The following is a 21,112-nucleotide window of genomic DNA, read 5'->3' on the forward strand; positions in this document are numbered from 1 at the left end:
CGCGTCACGAGGGCTTTTTGCCGTCAAACAAAACCAGCCCCAGCGCTCCGGCGAATATGAACACATCCGCCAAGTTGAACACAAACGGGTTGTTGATGCCACAGCAGGACATGTTCAGGAAATCCAGAACAAACCCATAAAGAAGCCGGTCGACCACATTCCCAAGCGCTCCGCCGATCAGCAGGCCGCCACAGAACAACATGTATTTCGAACGCGTCGAACGACCAAGCCAGACAAGCACACCGATGCAGATCACCACGGACACACCGATCAAAAACCAGCGCGCAGCCTCAGAGTCGCCCTGAAACAGGCCGAAATTGATGCCCCGATTCTCGCCGTATTTGAACACCAGCAGCGGTGGCAGAACATCGATACCGTCGGGCCGTTCAGCCACGCGCAGGACGTGAACGACCAGATATTTGCTGATCTGGTCGATCGCGAAGGCGGCCAAGGCCGCCCAGAGAAGCAGGCGTGACCGCATCAGTGACGGAAATGACGCATACCGGTGAAGACCATCGCCAGACCAGCCTCATCCGCTGCGGCGATCACTTCATCGTCGCGCATGGACCCTCCCGGCTGAATGACGCAGGTCGCGCCCGCTTCGGCGGCTTCCATCAACCCGTCGGGGAAGGGGAAAAACGCATCCGATGCCACGGCGGAACCGATGGTCAGCGGTTGCGGCAAGCCCAGCGTTTCGGCCATACGTTCGGCTTTCTTGGCCGCGATCAGGGCCGAATCCACTCGGCTCATCTGCCCCGCGCCAACACCCACGGTCGCGCCATACTTGACGTAGACGATGGCGTTGGATTTGACGTGCTTGGCCACTTTCCACGCGAACAACAGGTCACGCATCTGCGCGTCGGTCGGGGCTTTCTTGGTCACGACCTTGAGGTCGTCCATGCCGATAAACCCGTTATCCTTGTCCTGCAACAACAGCCCGCCGGCCACCTGACGGACGGTTTTGCCACCTTCGGTTACATCCGGCAGCGCCTCGGTTGTCAGCAGGCGCAGGTTTTTCTTGGCGGCAAAAATCGCCTTGGCCTCGTCCGAGGCACCGGGGGCAATTACAACCTCGGTGAAGATGCCCGTAATCTCTTGCGCTGTTTCTGCATCCAGCGGCTGGTTCAGCGCAACAATGCCACCAAAAGCCGAGGTGCGGTCGCAGTCAAATGCCGCCTTGTACGCCTCAAGAAGGGTTGAACCTGTGGCTACACCGCAAGGGTTGGCGTGCTTGATGATGGCGCAAGCCGCGCCTTTCGCGGGATCAAACTCGGCCACCAGCTCAAAAGCCGCGTCCGTGTCGTTGATGTTGTTATAGCTCAGTTCCTTGCCCTGATGCTGAACGGCGGTGGCGACGCCGGGGCGGTTGGTGCCGTCCGTATAGAACGCTGCCTGCTGGTGGCTGTTTTCGCCATACCGCAGGGTCTGCTTCAACTCACCGGCAAATGCGCGGCGCTTGGGGGCGTCCAGTTGCAGCGCATCGGCCATCCAGTTCGACACGGCGGCGTCATAAGCCGCTGTTCGGGCATAGGCCTTTTGCGCCAGCCACTGGCGGAAGCCATAGGATGTCTTGCCGTAGTTTTCTTCCAGCTGGTCCAGCAGGGAGGAATAATCCTCGACATCCACCACCACGTTCACAAAGGCATGGTTTTTTGAGGCCGCGCGGATCATCGCCGGGCCGCCGATGTCGATATTCTCGATACATTCGTCATAACCCGCGCCCTTGGCGACGGTTGCCTCGAACGGGTAGAGGTTCACGACCAGCAGGTCGATGGCACCGATGCCATGTTCCTCCATCGCAGCGACGTGGGTGTCATTGTCACGCAGCGCAAGCAATCCGCCATGCACCATCGGGTGCAGCGTCTTGACCCGGCCATCCATCATCTCGGGGAACCCGGTAATTTCGCTGACATCGCGCACCTCAAGCCCTGCATCGCGCAGCGCCTTGGCAGTGCCGCCAGTCGACAGCAGTTCGATCCCGCGCTCGGACAGCGCCTTGCCCAGCTCGATCAGCCCGGTCTTGTCGGAAACGGAAAGCAACGCGCGGCGCACGGGGTGAAGGTCGGTCATGGGTCCAAAGGTCCTTTTGGCGTCAGTCAAACTTGGGCTCGTCCCGGTGCGTATCGCGCACGGCATAGGCTGTATCCTGCGCCTTGCTCAGCGTCCACCGGATGCGCGTCGCATACTCCATTGCGCGGCCAGATAGAACGATCTGTTTTGTCGCGCGTGGCTTTAAACGGCCTTTTTCAAGGTAAACACTTGGTTCGACAGATAATTTTCCCACACCATCATGGCGGAAAACCCAGATCTCGCCGCTTTTGAGCGCCATCGACACTGCCGCCCCGCCCAGATCCAGCGCAGCATCAACGTCAGGATGCAGATGAAAACGGATGTCATAGCCAATGCCCTTGAGGCCCGAGGCGTCCATCGCCCTGTCGAACTGACGCTTGGCCTTGTCGGTTGCGGTCAGCAGAATATCCTCGACCGTCAGCTCACGCCCGTCAAAACGCAATTCGAATGTGCGCGCGTGGGTCAGCCCGAAGACTTTGACATACCCATCATGCCCGGCCATGAAACGGATGCCTTCGAACGCATCTTCAAAATCGACCGGAACGTCCCGCGGCGCGTCGACCAGCGCCTGACTTTCGCGGCCCGGCAACGGGTTGGCCAACCGCGCGCTCGAGAACCCGTCCAGACACAGGGTTGAGTGAGAAGGCGTCGCACGCCCGGCACGGCGCCAATCCAGCCCGAAACTGGCCCCCGATCCACAATTCACGATCAAAGGGCGGCGCCCCGAGGTCAGCTCGAACGCCAGCGTGGATGCGTGCGCGTTGAATGAAGCCGCTCCGGACGGCGGCGCGCTGGCATCCACGATCACTGTGGTGCGCGCTGCGGACAGGCGGGCATAGCCCATTGGCAGTTCGGTCGCCGCCTTGTGCTTGACGCCACTTTGCGCAAGCGCCTGTTCCAGCCGCCCTTCGACCCCGCGCCCGCCACCGTGAAACCGCGCCAGCGCGCCATCCGCATGGCGCAGACTGCGCAAGGTCGGTGCGATCCGCTTGATCGCCTTGGCCTGCGCAACGGGTGTACCGCGTCCAAGATCGCTGAGCGCCGCCGACGTCCAGCTGAGCAGCATGAACACTTCAAGCAGCTCTTCCGGGTTGCGTGTTGGAATACCGCCCTGTGCGTCCACCTGCCGGTCACATTCACCAGCCAAAGCCCGCAAGGCCGGATCGGCCATCTGCTCCAGCCCCTCCAGCGCCAACCCGGCTTGCACAAGACCGGCCAGCGCCTCGAAACGCGGCAACCCGGGTGTCGCGGCCTGCCAGCGCTTGGACAGGAACCATGTTTGCTGCGCCAAAGACCGAAAGAACAGTTTGCTTTGCTTCTCATCTGCCCCGCGCAGCAGAAAGAGTGCATGGTTGATCCAGCGCATCACCCGCCGCCCGGTCAGGTCAGGCACCCAGCCCGGGCCCTGCCCGCGGCCATGCGCCTCGATCCAGCCCCAGACCCAGCGCTGCGCTTTTTCCCGTGCGCGCATATCACCGACAGCGGCCAGATCATCCAGCCATGCAAAACCATGGCGTTCCTCATCAAAGCCGGCGCTGGGGGCAACAACATCCCACAACGCGGTATCGTCTGCCTCGACCAGATACCCGGCGAACAAGAGATTCCCCGCAACCAGCTGCCGCCCGCGCGCAAACGAACCAACGGTGCGCGGCTGAGGTTGCGCAACAAACCCCGTGGCGGCCTTTTGCCGTTGACTGAGACGCGCATAGAAACGGTTTTGAAACCGCATCCACCGACTGGCCATGGTGTCCGAATTTGACATGCGCGTGTTACTCTGCCCCTTGCGCTCTGCTGGCGCTTGAGACCCAACGATAGACCGCGCCGATCGTCAAGTCATCGAAAAGCGTGCGCTCAGGCGGATTTGTTCAGGCAGGCGATATAGAACCCGTCCATACCCCCGCGATCGGGCCAGTAGTCGGGCCGCAGACGCAGGCCGCCTTCCTCGGTGATCCAATTGTCTTCGATGCCGGAGAGCTTCAGTGCCTCGCGATCAACACGCATGTCCGGATACATGCCCAGCGCGTCTTCGATCTGAACCTCGCCCTCATCCGGCAAGAGCGAGCAGGTGCAATAGACCAGCCGCCCGCCGGGTTTCAGCAGCGTCCACGCATGGGCCAGCATCTGCGCCTGCAATTCGATCAATCCGCCAAATTCCGAGCCATCCTTGGCAAACGGCAAGTCAGGATGCCTGCGGATCGTACCCGTGGCCGAGCAGGGCGCGTCCAGCAAAATTGCGTCGTACTGACCCTGATGGTCCAGCGCGTCACCCACGATAACCTCTGCCTGCAACCCGGTCCGGGCGAGGTTTTCGCGCACGCGTTCGGTGCGCGCCGCGGATACATCCAGCGCCGTCACATCCGCCCCCGCCGCAGCCAGTTGCATGGTTTTACCGCCCGGAGCCGCGCAAAGGTCCAACACCTTTTCGCCCGCCTTCGGTGCCAGAACACGCACCGGCGGCGCGGCTGCCGCGTCCTGCACCCACCAACCCCCATCCTTGTATCCCGGCAAGGCCGAGACCTGACCCGCATCCAGAATACGCACAGACCCGGTGGGCAGCTTTTCGCCCGGAGGGCCTTCTGCCCCTGGCTTCAGGGTAAGGTCCAGTGGTGCGCCCGCGAAATGCGCCTGTTCCATTCCGGCAACCGCTTCGGCACCCCACGCCGCGATCAGGGGGTCCCGCAGCCACTCCGGCAGGCGCGGGACACGCATTTTCGGCCATGCCTCGGGACCCTCGGACGCCACCTTGCGCAAAACGGCATTCACCAGCCCTTTCAGACGCCCGTGCTTGCGCGAGCGGCTGATGATTTCAACCATGGAGTTCACCACCCCATGCGCGGCTTCCCCGTTGCACAGTTCGACCGCGCCCAGCCTCAGCGCGTTGTGTACGGTCAGGGCGGGCGTTCGGTTCAGGTGGTTGTCCAGCAGACGGTCGGCCCGTTCCAGCCCACGCAGGGTTTCGGATGCCAGCCGCTGGGCACGCGCGCGATCCTCTGGCCCCAACCGATCCAAAGCACCCGCGGCCAGGCATTCAGACAACAGGCGGCCTTCACCTAGAACCTGATCCAATAGATAGATTGCGCTGCGCCGTGCTGCTGTCGCGCTGTTTGTCATGGTACTGCCTTCATGTGACCTGTGCCCGCATTGCCATTGGCGGACGCGGGCGTATATCAAGGCTATGCACGGAAAGGAACCCGATGTCATGAGTGACGACCGCAAAGACCTGCCCCCCGCCGCCCAACGCGCGCTGGCCGAAGCGGAAGAACGCCGCCAAAAAGCCCAGGCCGAGGCCAGGGAAATGCCCAAGGAACTGGGAGGGCGCGATGGGCTGGACCCCGCCCGTTACGGCGATTGGGAAAAGAAAGGCATCGCCATCGATTTCTAGGCCCTCAGCCGCGCAGGGCCTTCAGAAAATCATCGATCAGGGCGCGCTGTTTTCTGGACTGCACCCGATCTTCGGGCCATGTCAGCCAATACCCGTCCTTGGTCTGCAGCTCTGGCAGCTCTAACCTGCGCAACCGGCCATCCCTTAGATCACCGGACGCCAGCGGAACCGAGCCCAGCACAACCCCCATCCCGCGCCTTGCCGCCGAAACGGCATGTTCCATCGAATCGAAACTGACATGTGATAGCGCGACGTCGCCATGCCCGCATTTCCGGACCCACTCGCGCCAGCCCGGACGCTCGCCGCGCAGATCGATCAGGGGGGCACCCCATTCAACGCCCGGCGCGGCCATCGGCACCAGCACCTCATGCGCGATCAATGCCGCGTCGCGCCCGGCCCACACGCCGCGACCATAGCGGATTTGCAGCCAGGTGCGTTCCTCATCCAGCGACGACCGGCGCGCAACCGAGTCGGTCATCACCCGCACCTCGGGGCGCAGATTTCGGAACACAGGCAGGGCTGGTACAACAAGGGCGTGGATGTTTGATGACAACCCGGCGACCCTGAGTTCGCGTGGCGATTTTCCAAACAGATCCTCAGTGTTGCGTTCCAACGCCAGCAGGCTGTCCTGCACCAACGGCAGATAGCTTTCACCTTCGACCGTCAGCGACACGCCGCGCGCCTCGCGCACAAACAGGGACCGGCCCAGCCACGCCTCAAGATTGCCGATCCTTTGGCTGACGGCGGCCTGCGTCAACCCGAACTCTTTCGCAGCCGCCGAGAACCCGCCAAGCCGCCCAGCGGCTTCGAACACGCGCAACCAATCCAGCGGCGGTAATCCGGTCTTATTCTTAGCCATTAGTTTTTCCAAGCCTCAGCCGAAATAAGGATTAATTGTCGTAATGCCACGAACGGCGTATCTGCTCAACCAAAGCTCGCGCCGAACAGGAGACCCCCAATGCTGCGCACCGCCACCCACGACACCTCGATTGTTACAGTCGCGTTTGACACCGGGGCCAAGGCCCGTTTCCACGCCATCTGGCTGCGCGACAACGCGCTGGACGCTGATACCCGAGCGCCGGGCAACGGTCAGCGCCTGATCACCATCGGCGATATTCCTGCCGACATCTCGGTCAGTTCAGCCGAGGTGGTCGCGGGCGACCTGCAAGTCACGTTCCAGCCTGAGGGCAAAACCGTCACCTTCCCGGCGGACTGGTTGGCCGAAAACAGCTACGACCGCGATCATGACATTGCGCTGGGTCGCATCGCCCCCGGCATCACGACCTGGGAAAGTGGCATCGCCGCGCCCAGCGGCGATTGGAACGAGGTCCATGCCAGCCCGGCGGCCAAGCGCAATTGGCTGGCCGCTGTGGCCGAGTTCGGCTTTGCCAAGCTGACCGGCGGCCCGACCGAGCCTGAATCATTGCTGAAGGTCGCTGACCTGTTCGGCTATGTCCGCGAAACCAATTATGGCCCCTATTTCGAGGTGCGGACCGAGGTGAACCCGACCAACCTTGCCTATACCGGGCTTGGCCTTCAGGCGCATACCGACAACCCCTATCGCGACCCGGTGCCGACCTTGCAAATCCTCTATTGTCTGGAAAACTCGGCTGAAGGTGGAGAGTCCATCGTTGTTGACGGCTTCCGCGCCATCGAAAAACTGCGTGACGCAAACCCCGAAGGCTTTGCCCTGCTGGCTGGATATCCGGCGCGGTTCGAGTACAAGGGCTCGGACGGGGTCTGCCTGCGGTCGCGCCGCCCGATGATCGAGTTGTCGCCGGATGGCGAGTTGATCGGCATCCGCTTCAACAACCGCTCTTCCGCCCCCTTTGTGGATGTGCCGTTTGACAAGATGGAGGCTTATTACGCCGCCTATCGCCAACTGGGAGATATCATCGACGATCCGGCGATGGGCGTGTCGTTCAAACTGGAACCGGGGGAAAGCTTTATCGTCGACAACACCCGCGTCCTGCACGCGCGGCTTGGCTATTCCGGGGCCGGATCGCGCTGGTTGCAGGGATGTTACGCCGACAAGGACGGGTTGCTGTCCACACTGGCGGCGATGGAGATGGCGCAACCGGAGGCGGCGGAATGAAACCTGATTTCTCGACCCTGAACCGGGACAATATCGTCGCCTTCATCGGCGACATCTTTGCGCGCCGCGGCGGTGAAGAATATCTGGGCGAGCCTGTCACCATGGCCCAGCACATGCTGCAAGGTGCAACCATTGCCGAGCAGAACGGGTTGCCCGAGGAAATTATCGTGGGCGCCTTGCTGCACGACATCGGCCATTTCACATCCGAGTTCGGCACCTACCACCCCGACGACACCGAAGACCGTCATCATGAGGACGCGGGCGCCGAGGTGCTGGAGCAGTTCTTCCCCTCGGTCATCACCGATTGCTGCCGCTATCACGTGGCAGCCAAGCGGTATCTTTGTGCCACCAAACCCGAGTATTTCAATCGCCTGTCCGCGGCGTCGGTTCACACGTTGGAACTGCAAGGTGGTCCGATGAGCGCCGAAGAAGTTGCCGCGTTCGAAGCCAACCCGAACCTGAAAGAGATCATTCAGGTCCGCTATCTGGATGAGGCCGGCAAACGCGCGGATATGGAAACCCCGGACTTTGCACATTTTGCGCCGATGGTGCAGCGTATGGTCGACAAGCACATGGAGGCCGCATGAACGCCCCGGAATACATCTTTGAAGCCAGCACCAAACCCTCGCTGCCCTGGCACGAGGTTCCCCTGATCCGCGCGACGGACGCCTCGGTCAAAGGCTATGGGTGTCTGGTCGATGATCCCGAAGGGTTCGAGATCGAGATCACCCGCTGGCCACAACAGGGGTGGCGGCCGATCGATGAAGGCACCGGCGACGAAGGCGGCTGGGTCGAAGGCACCTTTCGCGGTGAGTGGAAGGGCGACGTGCTTTATGGCGAGAACGAAGCGGTCAATGGCCACTATGTCCTCGGCTGGTCCACCGATCCGCAGCAGGCACAGACAAGCCGCCAAACAGCGCCCCGCGATCAGGTGCTGCTGTGGCACATGAACTACCACCCGGATGGCGGGCAGATGTTCTGGCCGCTCGACAACAAGCCCTTCATCATTCCTGCCGCGTTGCCCGGCGACAACCTGACACCAGAAAAGGTGGTGGCGTTCTGGTGCGACGGTTCGCGCGGGCTGTATATCCATCCCGGTATCTGGCACGAGGGGATATTCCCGGTTGAAGACAACCAGCGGTTCCTCGATCGGCAGGGTGCGGTGCACGCCCGCGTCAGCGCTGATATCGGTCAGGAATTTGGCGTCTACCTCGCCTGCCCGCTGCGCGCCGACAAGATCAGGGATTTGTGATCAGAGCCCCCCGATGAGCAGATCGGCAACGCGCGATCCAAATCTGCGTAGCCAGCAGGTATGGTACGAAGAACGCGAAGTTCTGAACCTGATCGAAAGGGCCCGAGAAATCAGGCTCTGACCCCAACCCGCCGGTCAACAGATACCAAACCGTATAATGCACACGGTAGAGCCACGACCCCAGCGCCAGCCAGAACAGACGCAGACCCCATGCCCAATGGCCAGCACGATCCGCGAATATAGCCATGCGCGCCACCATCAGAGCTGCAGTGAACAGGCAGAGCCCATACAAGAAAAACGCTGCAGACATCATCGGTCCACCGATCGTTCCCCGCAGGGGGATATAGGTCATTCCTGCCAGTCCGGTGATCAAAGCCGACGCAATCAGAGCCACACCCAAGCCGCGGTGAAACCGATTGTATTTCAGCCGAAGCCCTTTCAGCAGCTGCAGCGGCACAAGAGCCACCAACACCGTTCCGGCAAGGATATGCAACATCATCGCCGCATTAGCGACACTCTGGTCATAGGCAAACAAGTAGCTTTTCTGTGCCGCGCTCTCAGACAGCCCGACGCCGATCATGTCAAACCCCTGCGCGACGAAGGGCAGCAGGGTCAGATAGAACAGGACCAGCACCAATCCGGTCATCACACGTGATGTCAGGTTCCCCATACGCCCGAGTGTAACGCCGTCGAGCGGCCCGTCTATGGCTTACAGCCCAAGCACATCCACCATGTCATATTGACCGGGGGATTTGCCCTGCCCCCACAGCGCCGCTTTCAACGCGCCGCGGGCAAAGATGGCGCGGTCGGTGGCCAGATGGCGCAGGACGATGCGTTCTCCAGGGGCGGCGAACAGGACATCATGTTCCCCCACGATGTCGCCGCCGCGAATAGCGTGAAAACCGATATCTCCACGCTTGCGCGCACCGGTGATGCCGTCCCGACCCCGGTCGGACACGTCCGACAACTCAACGCCACGCCCTTCGGCTGCGGCCTCTCCCAGCATCAAGGCGGTGCCCGAAGGTGCATCTACCTTGTGATGGTGGTGACCTTCGATGATCTCGATATCGAAATCCTCATCCAGCGCAGCTGCGACCTTTTTGGTCAATTGCACCAGAAGGTTGACGCCAAGGCTCATGTTTCCGGCTCGTACGATCACCGCATGGCGCGACGCGGGTTCCAGTGCTGCGATCTGTTCGTCGGACATGCCGGTGGTGCCGATCACATGCACACAGCGCGCCTGCGCGGCCAGCGCGGCGAAGTCCAGTGTCGCCTCGGGCGCGGTGAAGTCGATCACTGCCTGCGCCTGCGCAAAGGCCTCCAGCGGGTCGTCGGTGACGGTAACGCCCAGCGCCTGCCCGCCCATGACCGTGCCCACATCCTGACCGATCCAGTCATGGCCCTTGCGTTCGACCACGCCGACCAGACGCGCCTGATCGCTGTCCGACACGGTCTTGATCAGCATCTGCCCCATACGGCCCGAAGCCCCTGTGATGACGATCCCCGGAATATGGGTCATTGCGCTGGTCCTTTTCGTTAAGTCGGCTCAAAGCCTCCTACCCGGTTCGCGCCCGCTTGGCAAAGCCCCGCTTTGCGCTTAGATCGGGGATTATGGCAAAGAACAAATTCCATGATGGCCCCGGCCCGTCCCAACGGCAGCTGCGTGTCGGCGAACTGATCCGCCGCACCCTGTCCGAAGTTCTGGCGCGCGGAGATGTCCACGACCCCGACCTGAATCGCATGTCGATCACCGTGGGTGAGGTGCGTACCTCGCCCGATCTGAAGATCGCCACCGCCTATGTGCTGCCCCTTGGCGGCAGAGGGCAGGAGGACGTGATCGAACTTCTGGCCCGCAACAAGGGTGAGCTGCGGCGCATGGTCGGCAAGAAAGTCGGCCTGAAATTCGCGCCCGATCTGCGCTTTCGGCTGGATGACACGTTCGACCGTCTGGACGACACCCGCCGCATGTTCGAACAGGACGCGGTGCGCCGCGATCTGGACGAGTGATCCGCACGTTTGTCACATTGGCGACGCTTCTTTGGGCCGCGCAGGCAGGCGCGGTCACTTGTGAAAAGCTGACCCATGAGGACAAACGTTATACGGTTTGCAACGTCGATGCCGCCAATGAAGATCTGCGGCTGTTTCTGAACGGTGAAGACGGTCAGGTATTGGGGCATTTTTCGGCGGTCAACGAAGTGCTGGCCCCGGAAGGCGAACGGCTGACCTTTGCGATGAACGCGGGCATGTACCACGACGACCGTTCACCCGTTGGCCATTATGTCGAGGACGGCCAGGAGCAGATGCGTGTGATCACCAACCCCGGCCCCGGCAACTTCGGTTTGCTGCCCAATGGCGTGTTCTGCATCCGCGAAGGCCGGGCAGATGTGTTTGAAACGCTTGAATACGTGGATCAGGCGCCCACCTGCCGCTTTGCCACCCAATCCGGTCCCATGCTGGTGATCGACGGAGAACTGCACCCGCGCTTCCTGCCTGATTCGACCTCGCTTTATGTTCGAAATGGGGTCGGCACCAGTTCCGATGGTACACGGGCGGTGTTTGCGATCTCGGAAGATTATGTCACCTTCCACGAGTTCGGACGTTTGTTCCGCGATGTGCTTGGCACGCCAAACGCGCTGTTTTTCGACGGCAACATCTCGCGAATGTATGAGCGGGCCAGCAACCGCTCGGATCTGGGATTCTCGCTGGGGCCGATTGTCGGCGTCGTCGAAGAAACGCCCGCAAATTGACAGCGGCAGAGTGATCCGTTAACTCGCGCGCCTTAGCAAGATTCAAGGTGCATGATGGGACGCAAACGCAAGGGTCGCGACATTTCCGGCTGGCTGGTGGTGGACAAGCCCGCGGGCATGACCTCGACCGCCGTGGTCAACAAGGTGCGTTGGGCGATGGATGCCAAAAAGGCGGGCCATGCGGGCACGCTGGACCCTGAGGCGACCGGCGTTCTGGCAATTGCCTTGGGCGAGGCGACCAAGACCGTTCCCTATATCACCGATGCGTTGAAAGCCTATACTTTTACCGTGCGTCTGGGGCAGGCCACCAACACGGACGATGCCGAGGGCGAAGTGATCGCGCAAAGCGATGCGCGCCCCTCGGATGATGACATCAAACAGGCGCTGACCCCGTTTCTGGGTGACATCATGCAGGTGCCGCCCAAATTCTCGGCGGTTAAGATCGACGGCCAACGCGCCTATAAACTGGCCCGCGATGGGGAAGATGTGGAACTGACCGCCCGCCCCCTCTGGGTCGAGGAACTGATCCTTGTCGACCGCCCCGACGAAGACCATGTGGTGCTGGAGATGACCTGCGGCAAAGGCGGCTATGTCCGTTCGATTGCCCGCGATCTGGGCGAGGCGCTGGGCTGTCACGCCCACGTCAAGGAACTGCGCCGCATCTGGTCCGGCCCGTTCGAGGCCGAAGACGGGTTGAGCATCGAACAGATCGACGAAATGGCGAAAACAACCGCGTTGGACGAATATCTGCACCCGCTGGAAACCGGCCTGTCCGACCTGCCCGAGCTGAAATGCACCGCCGAGGGGGCAACCCGTCTGCGCAATGGCAATCCGGGCATGGTGCTGGCCTCAGACATTGAATACGGCGACGAGGCCTGGGCATCATTCGACGGCAAGGCCGTGGCCGTTGGCATCTATAAATCCGGTGAATTGCACCCCAGCCGGGTGTTCGTCGACTGAGAGCCGTGTTAGGCGAAGGGCATGATCACCCGTTCCCATACCAAGGGCGACGCGCCCTCGACCGCCATATACTCCAATTGCGAGAAATACCGCTATAGCCTGACCCGCATCTGGGACCCTGAAGGGCGCAAGGCATTATTTGTGATGCTGAACCCGTCAACCGCGACCGAGGTGCAGAACGATCCGACGGTTGAACGCTGTGAACGGCGCGCACGCGCGTTGGGGTTCGGGGCGTTTCAGGTCACGAACATCTTTGCGTGGCGCGACACCGACCCGCGCAAGATGCGGGCTGCCGCCGATCCGGTCGGGCCCGAGAATGACGCGGCCATTCTGGACGGCGTGCAATGGGCCGATCAGGTCATCGCGGCCTGGGGCACGCATGGCGCGCATCTGGAGCGTGGCCCTGCGGTGGAAACCCTGTTGCGCGGCACCGGCCAATCGCTGTTCCATCTGGGCCTGACCAAGGACGGCCACCCCAAACATCCGCTTTATATCGCCTATACTCAGCAGCCAGAACTCTGGTGACAAAGGATTAACCATTTCAAAGGTTTACCTTTGACCCGGTGACGGCCGACATGGGATATTCCACCCTCGGAACATCATGCTTTCGGAGGGGTTCCATGTTTCTGGCCGGATTGCTTGGACTGGCCGCCATCGGTGGCGCTGCTTACGCGATGAGCGATTTTCTGATCGAAGAGGACGACACGCCGGATGAAAACCCGGAAGGTGAACCTTCGGCCGAGGTTGGTACCGGTGAATTTCTTGTCATCGGCGAGGGTGTCGAAGACCCGGAAAACGCTAACACCGAACCCTCACCGGACAGTAGCGAGGCGCCCTTCACCGGAACTGTGATCTCGGAATTTGAAGGCGATCTCGTGATTGCTGGCGGCGATGGTTCGGACGTGATTACCGGGCAGGACGGTGTCGATCAGATCAACGGCTATGGCGGGGACGACACGATAAACGGTGCCAAGGGCAACGACGTTCTGCACGGGGGCGACGGCGCGGATGAGATATCGGGCGGGCAGGGAAATGACGTCCTGCACGGTGAGGCGGATGACGACCTCTTATTCGGTGAGGACGGGGATGACGCCCTTTACGGTCACTTTGGGGACGACACTCTGGATGGCGGTGCGGGTGAGGACGAGTTGTTTGGCGGTCAGGGCGACGACCAGCTGGACGGTGGCGCAGGGGATGATGCGTTGCAGGGCGGGTTCGGGGATGATGTTCTGAACGGGGGCGAAGGTGAGGATACTGTCTTTGGCGGGGATGGAGACGACTTTGTTTTCGGGATCGAAGAGGGGGCCGCCGAAAGGGATTTCCTGAACGGCGGAGCGGGTGACGATACCATTCTGGCAGGCGGCAAAGACGTGGTAACGGGCGGAGACGGGGCTGATGACATCGTGCTGAACCCAGGTGATGATCAGGTGACCGTAATGGGATTTCAACCCGGCGAAGACAAGCTGCTGGTGACGTGGGAGGATGAGACCGACCCGGCAATCGAGGTTGAGGCCGACGCCGAAAACGCCAACCTGACAAGGGTTTTCATAGATGGCCAGGAAGTTGCGCAGGTATATGGTGCCGAAGGAATGACAGCGGCTGACATTCAGCTGATCACCGAAGCGCAGTTGGCACAATACGGGCAGATGGTCTGAGCCCGCAGAAACCCTTTGCCATTTGGGTCAAATGCGCTTATACGCGCCCATCCGCATCGGAATCGGTGCGGTTTTCTCCATGGGCCTGTGCTGGACGACATCCCGGCCTGCGCCATCAACTCTAACCTTTCAAAGGAGACCCCGATGTCGATCACTGCCGCTGAAAAAGCACGTGTCATGCAAGAATTCGCAACCAAAGAAGGCGACACCGGTTCGCCAGAAGTCCAGGTTGCTATCCTGACCTCGCGCATCAACACCCTGACCGAGCACTTCAAGACCCACAAGAAAGACAACCACGGTCGTCGTGGTCTGCTGAAAATGGTTGCTCAGCGCCGTAAGCTGCTGGACTACCTGAAGGGCAAGGAAGAGGCGCGTTACCAGGACCTGATCAAAAAGCTGGGCATCCGCCGCTAAACGTATTTGTTACGTTTTGTACCGGTTCTGAACCCCGGATTGTAAGATTTGTACGCCCGCCCAATTGGCGGGCGTTTTTGATTTCGGGTCAGATCGCCTGCCACTTTTTGTAGGTATCGACCGCCAAGGCGGTGTCGATCACGAACATCGCAACTGCGGTTACCATCGCCAGCATCGACACCCAGAACGACCCGCTTGCCGAGGCGACGGCCAGAGTCATGCCGCCGACGCAGGTGGCAATCGCGGCGGCTTTTTCCAGGCCGCTCATGTCGGTCAGAACGATGCCCGCAAGTTTGGTGAACCCGACAGACGCCTTGGCGACGCCCAGCATGGCCTTCATCATGGCCAGATCGCTGCCCGCCGTTCCGGCCTTGGCGATTGCACCGGCGTGGCGGCTGATCGGTCCGCTGCATTTGACGGCAATCCCGGCCCCGGCCCGCGTGACCGTCTTGGTTCCGAGCGCCTGATAAACCCCCAGTGCCGCCATGGCCATCGTGATGATATCGGCAAAGGCCTTGGCGGCGGCCCCGATAAAGGTGTTCAGCGCGGCCTTCTTGCGCTTTTTCCTGCTGGTGCCCAGCGGTGCCCCCAAAAGCGGCGTGTCCCCCTGCATCAGGATCAGGCTGTCCGCGGTTTCCTGCACCGAAAATGGCGCGGCATCGACGGGAACCGTGGCGGCTTCGGCCTCGGGTATCGGGTCGGGGGACAGGAACCGTGCCTTGATCTGCGCCTGCTGGTCGGCCGGTAGCGCCCGGATATCGGCCCCTTCGTCTGAGGCATAAAGCTCTTGCCATGCGCTTTCCATGATCGCGGCCACGTCCGCCGCACTTGGTTCGGCGGCGGGGGTTGTCATCAGCGGCATCTTCGGGCCTGCATCAAGGTCGATGTCCTCGACCGCGTCCTCGGGGAGCTTGTCGAGCATTTCGATGAATGACTCGTCGAACACATCAGGGTTAAATGAAATGCCAGAGGCGGAATGGAGCTTCATGGGTAAACCTACTTTCATTAACTTTGACACAATAAGCCTGCACAATAGACGAGTTTTGAATTCTCTCTGTGGTGAACATCACACTTGAACATCCGGAGGCCGCCAGCCGGCGCGCGCGCGGAGTTTCGTGACAGCAGCTGAACGCGTATCTGTAGATCAGCCGTTATTCGGGAAGACCGGCCTTTTTCCACCCTTCGCGCCAGCTTTCCGCACAGGCCGGAACGGTAAAGACCGGCAGGCTGGTCTGATCCGAGGAAGCGGTGATATCGGGGCGCAGCGCTTGCAGGTCGCTTATCGCCGCCTGCGCCGCTGCGGCATCGGACATCTGGCCCAAGGCGGCAATAAGCATCAGGTGGCTCATGACAAATCCGGACCGAACGGCCAGAGCGTCACGCGCGGCGGCGGCGGCCTCGTCATACCGGCGCAGCTGAAAAAGCGCACTTGCCCGGGCGATATGTGCCGCATGGCGCATCGGGTCTTTCGGGCTGAGTTCAATGGCATGTGTTGCGTGTTCCAATGCCTCGTCCGACCGGTTCAACATGCACAGGTTGATGGAGGCGAGCATGTGGACGCTTGCAGCATTGGGGTTTTCGGCCAGAGCCTGTTTGAACGCCGCCCGCGCGCGCGGCAAGTCGCGGGCCAGCATCGAGATTGAATGCGCTGCATAAGCCATGGCAATGCCGTCGGCGCGGTCGCTCATGAGAACGCGTTCTGCCGCGCTGATGGCGGCCCTGGGCCCTTCGCCGATGGGGTCGAGCCCCTGAACAAGGCGCTGAATGTGCAGCCAGGCCAGCAGCCCTGCGGCAGCGGCGTAATCCGGGTCGCGGTCCAGCGCCAGCGTCGTCAGCCGGATGGCTTCGCGATTGGCGTCATCTGTCAGCAGATGAAAATGCGACTGCGCCTGAAGATAGAGTTCATAGGCTTCGAGGTTTTCGGTCGGCTTGGCGCGGGACCGGTTCGTTTCGGCGTGGCGCAGCGAAGGTTCGATCGCCGTGACGACCTCTTGCGTGACCTTGTCCTGAAGTTCGAAGATATCGTCCAGCACCCCGTCAAAGCGATCGGCCCACAGGTGGCTGCCATTTTCCGCATCGATCAACTGACCGGTGATCCGGACACGCTGTCCCGCGCGGCGGACGGACCCTTCCAGCACATACCGAACCCCGAGCGCCAGGCCGACCTGGCGGATATCTGTCGTTTTTCCCTTGAAGATGAAGGACGAGTTGCGGGCCACGACCTTAAGCCAGCGAAAGCGCGACAATTCCGTGATGATGTCTTCGGTTATGCCGTCGGCAAAGAACTCTTGCTCGGGGTCGCCGGACATGTTGTCGAAGGGCAGGACGGCGATCCCCGGGCGGGTGTCGGCGGGTGTTGCAAGATTGGCGGTTGAGCCCTTTGGCCAGCACCAGACACCAACGCGGCGCGTGATGTTCTTCAGCTCGGCCTGCCCGCCGCCGCCGAACAGGCCCGCATCACCCCGGTCAAGGCTGTGATGCGCCGTGTCCGAGATCAGGATCTGGTCGGGTTTGGCCAGAGCTTCGAGCCGGGCAGCGACATTGATGCCATCACCGAAGATGTCTTCGCCTTCCGCAATGACCTCGCCCGTGTGAATACCGATGCGCAGCCGCAGCCCTTCGGGCTTGTCGCAGGATTGCAGGGCAATCGCAAAATCCGACGCGTCGGACGTTGACTGGAATTCAGCGATCCAGCCATCCCCCATGCTTTTGATCAATGTGCCGTTGTGGGATTCCAGCAGGGCAGTGAGCGTGTCGTCTCGGAACGATTTCAGCGCTGCAAGTGTACCCTGCCGGTCCTGATCCATAAGCGCTGAGTACCCGACAACGTCAGCCGCCAGCACTGTCGTAAGCCGTCTTTTCATTCGCACCCCCGATGAAAGTGAGGTTAGCGCAGTGATCCGGTTCTGTCAGGCCATTTCCCGGACGGGGGCAATGGCACGCAGCGCGCCATCATGCGGCCCCTGTGCCTTGCGACGCGCTGCGAGAGGTCAGGACCTGCCTCAGCATGATCCGGCCAGCTTTTTCGGTTTCGCTTTCCTTCCAACGCATTCTCATGTATGCGCGCGGTATCTGAGACGTTGTGCCCTGACCCCGGCACTCGAACGGAAGATAAATGGGGTCGGCGGCAATGGGGCCGCCATGCAAAACCGGAGACCCGCAGGGGCGGGAGTGCTCCGTTCTAGGATACGCATATGTTTGATGTAACGAAGAAATCGATGCAGTGGGGCGAGGAAACGCTGACACTGGAAACCGGCAAGGTTGCCCGTCAGGCCGACGGCACCGTGATTGCCACGCTGGGCGAAACCAGCGTCATGGCCAACGTGACCTTTGCCAAGAGCCAAAAACCTGGTCAGGACTTTTTCCCGCTGACCGTACATTACCAAGAGAAATATTACGCCGCCGGTAAGGTTCCGGGTGGCTTCTTCAAGCGCGAAGCGCGCCCGACCGAGAAAGAAACGCTGACCGCGCGTCTGATCGACCGTCCGATCCGCCCGCTGTTCGTTGACGGTTTCAAAAACGAAGTTCTGGTGATGTGCACCGTGCTGAGCCACGATCTGGTCAATGATCCCGACATCGTCGCGATGATCGCCGCGTCGGCTGCACTGACCATTTCCGGCGCGCCGTTCATGGGCCCGATCGCCGGTGCCCGCGTTGGTTTCGTGGATGGCGAATACGTCCTGAACCCGACCGTGGATGACATGCAGGACCTGCGCCTGAACCCTGAACAGCGTCTGGATCTGGTTGTTGCCGGCACCAAAGACGCCGTGATGATGGTGGAATCGGAAGCCTATGAGCTGTCCGAGGCCGAAATGCTGGGTGCCGTGACCTTTGCGCATGCACAGATCCAGCCGGTCATCGACCTGATCATTTCGCTGGCCGAAGACGCCGCGAAAGAGCCGTTTGAATTCGTCGCACCCGATTACTCGGAGCTTTACGCCGCTGTTTCGGCTGCCGGTGAAGAGCAGATGCGCGCCGCGTTCGCGATCACCGACAAGCAGGAGCGCACCGCCGCTGTTGCCGCTGCCCGTGAAGCGATCAAGGAAGCGCTGACCGAGGAACAGCTGGAAGACGCCAATCTTGGCTCGGCGATGAAAAAGCTGGAAGCCGGTATTCTGCGCGGTGACGTCGTCAAGGGCGGCAAGCGCATCGACGGTCGTTCGACCACCGATGTGCGTGCCATCGAAGCCGAAACCTCGCTGCTGCCGCGCACACACGGCTCTGCCCTGTTCACCCGCGGTGAAACTCAGGCGCTGGCCGTGACCACGCTGGGCACCGGCGACGATGAGCAGTTCATCGATGCGCTGCACGGCAACTTCAAATCGAACTTCCTGCTGCATTACAACTTCCCTCCGTACTCGGTGGGTGAAGTGGGCCGAGTGGGTTCGCCCGGCCGTCGCGAAATCGGTCACGGTAAGCTGGCATGGCGCGCGCTTCAGGCGGTTCTGCCTGCGCCGACCGACTTCCCCTATACCATCCGCGTGGTGTCCGAGATCACTGAATCCAACGGCTCCAGCTCGATGGCGTCTGTCTGCGGCGGTTCGCTGTCGATGATGGATGCGGGTGTTCCGCTGAAAGCCCCGGTTGCAGGTGTGGCCATGGGTCTGATCCTGGAAGATGACGGGTCTTACGCAGTTCTGACCGACATTCTGGGTGACGAAGACCACCTGGGCGACATGGACTTCAAGGTTGCGGGTACTGCAAACGGCATCACCTCGCTTCAGATGGACATCAAGGTCGCGGGCATCACGCCTCAGATCATGGAAACCGCCCTGGCACAGGCCAAGGACGGCCGGATGCACATCCTGGGCGAGATGGGCAAAGCCCTGTCCGAGACCAACGAGTTCTCGGTCCACGCGCCGCGCATCGAGACCATGAACATCCCGACCGACAAGATCCGTGAAGTGATCGGTTCGGGCGGCAAGGTCATCCGCGAGATCGTCGAGGTTTCGGGTGCCAAGGTCGACATCAACGACGATGGCGTCATCAAGATCGCATCGCCCGATGGGGAATCGATCAAGAAGGCCTATGACATGATCTGGTCGATCGTGGCCGAGCCGGAAGAAGGTCAGGTCTATACCGGCAAGGTGGTCAAGATCGTCGATTTCGGTGCCTTCGTGAACTTCTTTGGCAAGCGCGACGGTCTGGTCCACGTGTCCCAGATCGAAAACCGCCGCCTGAACCATCCGTCGGATGTTCTGAAGGAAGGTCAGGAAGTGAAGGTCAAGCTGCTGGGCTTTGACGATCGCGGCAAGGTTCGCCTTTCGATGAAAGTGGTCGACCAGGAAACCGGCGAAGAGATCGTTCCCGAGAAGAAAGAAAAGAAAGAGGAAAGCGCAGAGTAATCTGCCCACCCTCTGATTGAATGCGAAAGGCCCCGGTTTCGACCGGGGCTTTTTTTGTCCGCGCGGTCAGGAGTGTCGGGCCTCCCGTGGCTTGGTAAATCAATTATTAACACTTCATGCGTGTATTTACTCAACCATAAGGATGATCATGTTGCATTCAGGGATGCTTTTCGACCGTGGCCTCGATAACCGTTTTCGAAATCAGCGCAGACCCCTACAGCAATAAAAGCGTCGATATTACTGCCGCTTATTCCGTTGATATCACCGACAATGACGCCCTGTTGCAGGATCCCGACCCTGACAGCGCGCAGCTTGATCTGTCGGCCCTGCCCGGTTTTTCCGGGACAAGCCAGAATTTCAGCACTTTCGAAAGCTATTCGGGGACGGTGAACGGGGCGCCTGTCACCTTCATTCTGGTTCAGTTCTCGAACCCGCGCTACATCATCGTCACCTCGGGTCAGGCGCAGCTGAACGATACGATCACGGGGACCAGCTTTGGCGGGACGGCAGCGCCAACTACTTATCAGACCCTGCCGTCTTTCGTGTGCTTTACCGCCGGGTCCCTGATCCGGACACCCGCCGGGCTGCGCCGGGTCGAAACCCTGAACCCCGGCGACCCGGTTGTCACTGCCAAGGGCCATATCCGCCCGGTGCGCTGGGTCGGCAGGCGTCGCTTGTCAGCGCAGGAGTTGCAACAGGACCCTCATCTCTGTCCGGTTCGGATCATGGCGGGATGTTTCGGGCCAAACAGCCCCAACCGTGATCTGGTCGTCTCGCCACAACACCGGATCGCCGTCACCTCGGCGATGATGGAGCTGATGCATTGCGAGACCGCGATGCTGGCCCCGGCCAAGGGGCTGATCAACGGGCGGACAATCGTTCAGGAGCTGCCCGCGCAAGGGGTCGAGTATGTCCATATCCTTTTTGACCGGCATGAGTTGGTGAATGTCGAAGGGGTCTGGTCCGAATCCTTCTATCCCGGCGACACGACACTGGGCGCGATGGCTCCCGCCACAAGGCGCGAGCTGTTCACCCTGTTCCCGGATCTGGCCTGCGGTGCCGGTGGCTATGGGTCAACCGCGTTGCCGGTGCTGAAACCCTTTGAGGTTCGGGTGCTGAAGGCGGATCTGACGCTGCCCTGCTGGTCATCGGTCCCGAACACATCTGCGCACGCCGCCTGACAGGGGTGCCG

General features: G+C 61.1%; 21 protein-coding genes. 12 read left to right on the forward strand and 9 right to left on the reverse strand.

Translation table 11 applies throughout. The features are described 5' to 3' along the window. Positions 1 to 4: 4 nt before the first annotated feature. From lspA to ACR0M3_RS16755, 4 genes are all read right to left on the reverse strand, one after another. Positions 5 to 481, reverse strand: coding sequence for a signal peptidase II (gene lspA / locus ACR0M3_RS16740; protein ID WP_480482851.1), 477 nt, complete (start codon positions 479 to 481; stop codon positions 5 to 7). After that, positions 481 to 2,070, reverse strand: coding sequence for a bifunctional phosphoribosylaminoimidazolecarboxamide formyltransferase/IMP cyclohydrolase (gene purH, locus ACR0M3_RS16745; protein ID WP_480911789.1), 1,590 nt, complete (start codon positions 2,068 to 2,070; stop codon positions 481 to 483). The genes lspA and purH overlap by 1 nt, the downstream gene beginning before the upstream one ends. 22 nt (positions 2,071 to 2,092) lie before the next feature. After that, positions 2,093 to 3,832 (reverse strand): heparinase II/III family protein, encoded by a 1,740-nt coding sequence (locus ACR0M3_RS16750; RefSeq protein ID WP_480911792.1) that lies wholly within the window; start codon positions 3,830 to 3,832, stop codon positions 2,093 to 2,095. An 89-nt stretch (positions 3,833 to 3,921) separates the two neighbouring features. Continuing rightward, the gene (locus tag ACR0M3_RS16755) at positions 3,922 to 5,181 is read right to left on the reverse strand and encodes an RsmB/NOP family class I SAM-dependent RNA methyltransferase (protein ID WP_480911795.1); all 1,260 of its coding nucleotides are present in this window, start codon (positions 5,179 to 5,181) and stop codon (positions 3,922 to 3,924) included. 88 nt (positions 5,182 to 5,269) lie between these two features. Between ACR0M3_RS16755 and ACR0M3_RS16760 the strand changes: the two genes are divergently transcribed. Continuing rightward, positions 5,270 to 5,452, forward strand: coding sequence for a DUF1674 domain-containing protein (locus ACR0M3_RS16760; protein ID WP_209505084.1), 183 nt, complete (start codon positions 5,270 to 5,272; stop codon positions 5,450 to 5,452). Positions 5,453 to 5,456: 4 nt separating this feature from the next. Here the strand turns inward: ACR0M3_RS16760 and ACR0M3_RS16765 are convergent, their stop codons facing one another. Then, a complete protein-coding gene (locus ACR0M3_RS16765; RefSeq protein ID WP_480911797.1) occupies positions 5,457 to 6,311 on the reverse strand; it encodes a LysR family transcriptional regulator in 855 nt (284 codons plus the stop codon). 99 nt (positions 6,312 to 6,410) lie between these two features. Between ACR0M3_RS16765 and tmpA the strand changes: the two genes are divergently transcribed. Genes tmpA through ACR0M3_RS16780 form a run of 3 tightly spaced genes read left to right on the forward strand, consistent with a single transcriptional unit; the run spans position 6,411 to position 8,799 of the window. Beyond that, positions 6,411 to 7,547: a 2-trimethylaminoethylphosphonate dioxygenase gene (gene tmpA / locus ACR0M3_RS16770; RefSeq protein ID WP_480774268.1), complete on the forward strand. Its 1,137-nt coding sequence runs from the start codon at positions 6,411 to 6,413 to the stop codon at positions 7,545 to 7,547. After that, on the forward strand, positions 7,544 to 8,134 hold the full coding sequence (gene tmpB / locus ACR0M3_RS16775; RefSeq protein ID WP_480560513.1) for a (R)-1-hydroxy-2-trimethylaminoethylphosphonate oxygenase: 591 nt from the start codon (positions 7,544 to 7,546) through the stop codon (positions 8,132 to 8,134). Before tmpA ends, tmpB begins: the two co-directional genes overlap by 4 nt. Next, positions 8,131 to 8,799 carry an ureidoglycolate lyase gene (locus ACR0M3_RS16780; protein WP_267363508.1) on the forward strand — a complete coding sequence of 223 codons (669 nt, stop codon included), beginning with the start codon at positions 8,131 to 8,133 and terminating at the stop codon, positions 8,797 to 8,799. The genes tmpB and ACR0M3_RS16780 overlap by 4 nt, the downstream gene beginning before the upstream one ends. On the opposite strand, the gene ACR0M3_RS16785 is transcribed toward ACR0M3_RS16780, so the two are convergent. Then, complete coding sequence (locus ACR0M3_RS16785; RefSeq protein WP_480482835.1) at positions 8,786 to 9,469, reverse strand: DUF2306 domain-containing protein; 684 nt, start codon at positions 9,467 to 9,469, stop codon at positions 8,786 to 8,788. The two genes, ACR0M3_RS16780 and ACR0M3_RS16785, sit on opposite strands and share 14 nt — an antisense overlap. Before the next feature lie 39 nt (positions 9,470 to 9,508). Then, positions 9,509 to 10,318 carry a 4-hydroxy-tetrahydrodipicolinate reductase gene (gene dapB, locus ACR0M3_RS16790; RefSeq protein ID WP_480482833.1) on the reverse strand — a complete coding sequence of 270 codons (810 nt, stop codon included), beginning with the start codon at positions 10,316 to 10,318 and terminating at the stop codon, positions 9,509 to 9,511. 92 nt (positions 10,319 to 10,410) lie between these two features. On the opposite strand from dapB, the gene rbfA reads away from it, so the two are divergent. The 6 genes from rbfA to rpsO all read left to right on the forward strand — a co-directional run bounded on the left by rbfA (position 10,411) and on the right by rpsO (position 14,575). Then, positions 10,411 to 10,806, forward strand: coding sequence for a 30S ribosome-binding factor RbfA (gene rbfA, locus ACR0M3_RS16795; RefSeq protein ID WP_209505090.1), 396 nt, complete (start codon positions 10,411 to 10,413; stop codon positions 10,804 to 10,806). Beyond that, positions 10,803 to 11,546 (forward strand): phosphodiester glycosidase family protein, encoded by a 744-nt coding sequence (locus ACR0M3_RS16800; protein ID WP_480482831.1) that lies wholly within the window; start codon positions 10,803 to 10,805, stop codon positions 11,544 to 11,546. Before rbfA ends, ACR0M3_RS16800 begins: the two co-directional genes overlap by 4 nt. A 54-nt stretch (positions 11,547 to 11,600) precedes the next feature. After that, positions 11,601 to 12,506 carry a tRNA pseudouridine(55) synthase TruB gene (gene truB, locus ACR0M3_RS16805; RefSeq protein ID WP_480911813.1) on the forward strand — a complete coding sequence of 302 codons (906 nt, stop codon included), beginning with the start codon at positions 11,601 to 11,603 and terminating at the stop codon, positions 12,504 to 12,506. A gap of 21 nt (positions 12,507 to 12,527) precedes the next feature. After that, the gene (locus tag ACR0M3_RS16810) at positions 12,528 to 13,031 is read left to right on the forward strand and encodes a DUF1643 domain-containing protein (RefSeq protein ID WP_480911800.1); all 504 of its coding nucleotides are present in this window, start codon (positions 12,528 to 12,530) and stop codon (positions 13,029 to 13,031) included. A 95-nt stretch (positions 13,032 to 13,126) separates the two neighbouring features. Further along, positions 13,127 to 14,161 (forward strand): calcium-binding protein, encoded by a 1,035-nt coding sequence (locus ACR0M3_RS16815; protein WP_480911802.1) that lies wholly within the window; start codon positions 13,127 to 13,129, stop codon positions 14,159 to 14,161. A 144-nt stretch (positions 14,162 to 14,305) separates the two neighbouring features. Next, positions 14,306 to 14,575, forward strand: a complete 270-nt coding sequence (gene rpsO / locus ACR0M3_RS16820; RefSeq protein WP_170329634.1) for a 30S ribosomal protein S15 — start codon at positions 14,306 to 14,308, stop codon at positions 14,573 to 14,575. Between the two features lie 88 nt (positions 14,576 to 14,663). Here rpsO and ACR0M3_RS16825 read toward each other — a convergent pair whose 3' ends face one another. After that, complete coding sequence (locus ACR0M3_RS16825) at positions 14,664 to 15,563, reverse strand: hypothetical protein (RefSeq protein ID WP_480487794.1); 900 nt, start codon at positions 15,561 to 15,563, stop codon at positions 14,664 to 14,666. A 163-nt stretch (positions 15,564 to 15,726) separates the two neighbouring features. Then, positions 15,727 to 17,439 carry an adenylate/guanylate cyclase domain-containing protein gene (locus ACR0M3_RS16830; protein ID WP_480911804.1) on the reverse strand — a complete coding sequence of 571 codons (1,713 nt, stop codon included), beginning with the start codon at positions 17,437 to 17,439 and terminating at the stop codon, positions 15,727 to 15,729. A 330-nt stretch (positions 17,440 to 17,769) separates the two neighbouring features. Here ACR0M3_RS16830 and pnp point away from each other — a divergent pair, with 330 nt between their 5' ends. Beyond that, on the forward strand, positions 17,770 to 19,920 hold the full coding sequence (gene pnp / locus ACR0M3_RS16835; RefSeq protein WP_209505097.1) for a polyribonucleotide nucleotidyltransferase: 2,151 nt from the start codon (positions 17,770 to 17,772) through the stop codon (positions 19,918 to 19,920). A gap of 176 nt (positions 19,921 to 20,096) precedes the next feature. Next, complete coding sequence (locus ACR0M3_RS16840; RefSeq protein ID WP_480482815.1) at positions 20,097 to 21,101, forward strand: Hint domain-containing protein; 1,005 nt, start codon at positions 20,097 to 20,099, stop codon at positions 21,099 to 21,101. Positions 21,102 to 21,112 lie beyond the last annotated feature (11 nt).

Source organism: Ruegeria sp. O5 (assembly GCF_056535105.1).

Coding starts and splice junctions, on each gene's coding strand:
- purH (WP_480911789.1), bottom strand. CDS start 2,070: ATGACCGACCTTCACCCCGTGCGCCGCGCGTTGCTTTCCGTTTCCGAC.
- ACR0M3_RS16785 (WP_480482835.1), bottom strand. CDS start 9,469: ATGGGGAACCTGACATCACGTGTGATGACCGGATTGGTGCTGGTCCTG.
- ACR0M3_RS16830 (WP_480911804.1), bottom strand. CDS start 17,439: ATGAAAAGACGGCTTACGACAGTGCTGGCGGCTGACGTTGTCGGGTAC.
- tmpA (WP_480774268.1), top strand. CDS start 6,411: ATGCTGCGCACCGCCACCCACGACACCTCGATTGTTACAGTCGCGTTT.
- lspA (WP_480482851.1), bottom strand. CDS start 481: ATGCGGTCACGCCTGCTTCTCTGGGCGGCCTTGGCCGCCTTCGCGATC.
- ACR0M3_RS16755 (WP_480911795.1), bottom strand. CDS start 5,181: ATGACAAACAGCGCGACAGCAGCACGGCGCAGCGCAATCTATCTATTG.
- ACR0M3_RS16750 (WP_480911792.1), bottom strand. CDS start 3,832: ATGTCAAATTCGGACACCATGGCCAGTCGGTGGATGCGGTTTCAAAAC.
- ACR0M3_RS16815 (WP_480911802.1), top strand. CDS start 13,127: ATGTTTCTGGCCGGATTGCTTGGACTGGCCGCCATCGGTGGCGCTGCT.
- ACR0M3_RS16765 (WP_480911797.1), bottom strand. CDS start 6,311: ATGGCTAAGAATAAGACCGGATTACCGCCGCTGGATTGGTTGCGCGTG.
- pnp (WP_209505097.1), top strand. CDS start 17,770: ATGTTTGATGTAACGAAGAAATCGATGCAGTGGGGCGAGGAAACGCTG.
- truB (WP_480911813.1), top strand. CDS start 11,601: ATGGGACGCAAACGCAAGGGTCGCGACATTTCCGGCTGGCTGGTGGTG.
- rpsO (WP_170329634.1), top strand. CDS start 14,306: ATGTCGATCACTGCCGCTGAAAAAGCACGTGTCATGCAAGAATTCGCA.
- rbfA (WP_209505090.1), top strand. CDS start 10,411: ATGGCAAAGAACAAATTCCATGATGGCCCCGGCCCGTCCCAACGGCAG.
- tmpB (WP_480560513.1), top strand. CDS start 7,544: ATGAAACCTGATTTCTCGACCCTGAACCGGGACAATATCGTCGCCTTC.
- ACR0M3_RS16825 (WP_480487794.1), bottom strand. CDS start 15,563: ATGAAGCTCCATTCCGCCTCTGGCATTTCATTTAACCCTGATGTGTTC.
- dapB (WP_480482833.1), bottom strand. CDS start 10,318: ATGACCCATATTCCGGGGATCGTCATCACAGGGGCTTCGGGCCGTATG.
- ACR0M3_RS16760 (WP_209505084.1), top strand. CDS start 5,270: ATGAGTGACGACCGCAAAGACCTGCCCCCCGCCGCCCAACGCGCGCTG.
- ACR0M3_RS16780 (WP_267363508.1), top strand. CDS start 8,131: ATGAACGCCCCGGAATACATCTTTGAAGCCAGCACCAAACCCTCGCTG.
- ACR0M3_RS16810 (WP_480911800.1), top strand. CDS start 12,528: ATGATCACCCGTTCCCATACCAAGGGCGACGCGCCCTCGACCGCCATA.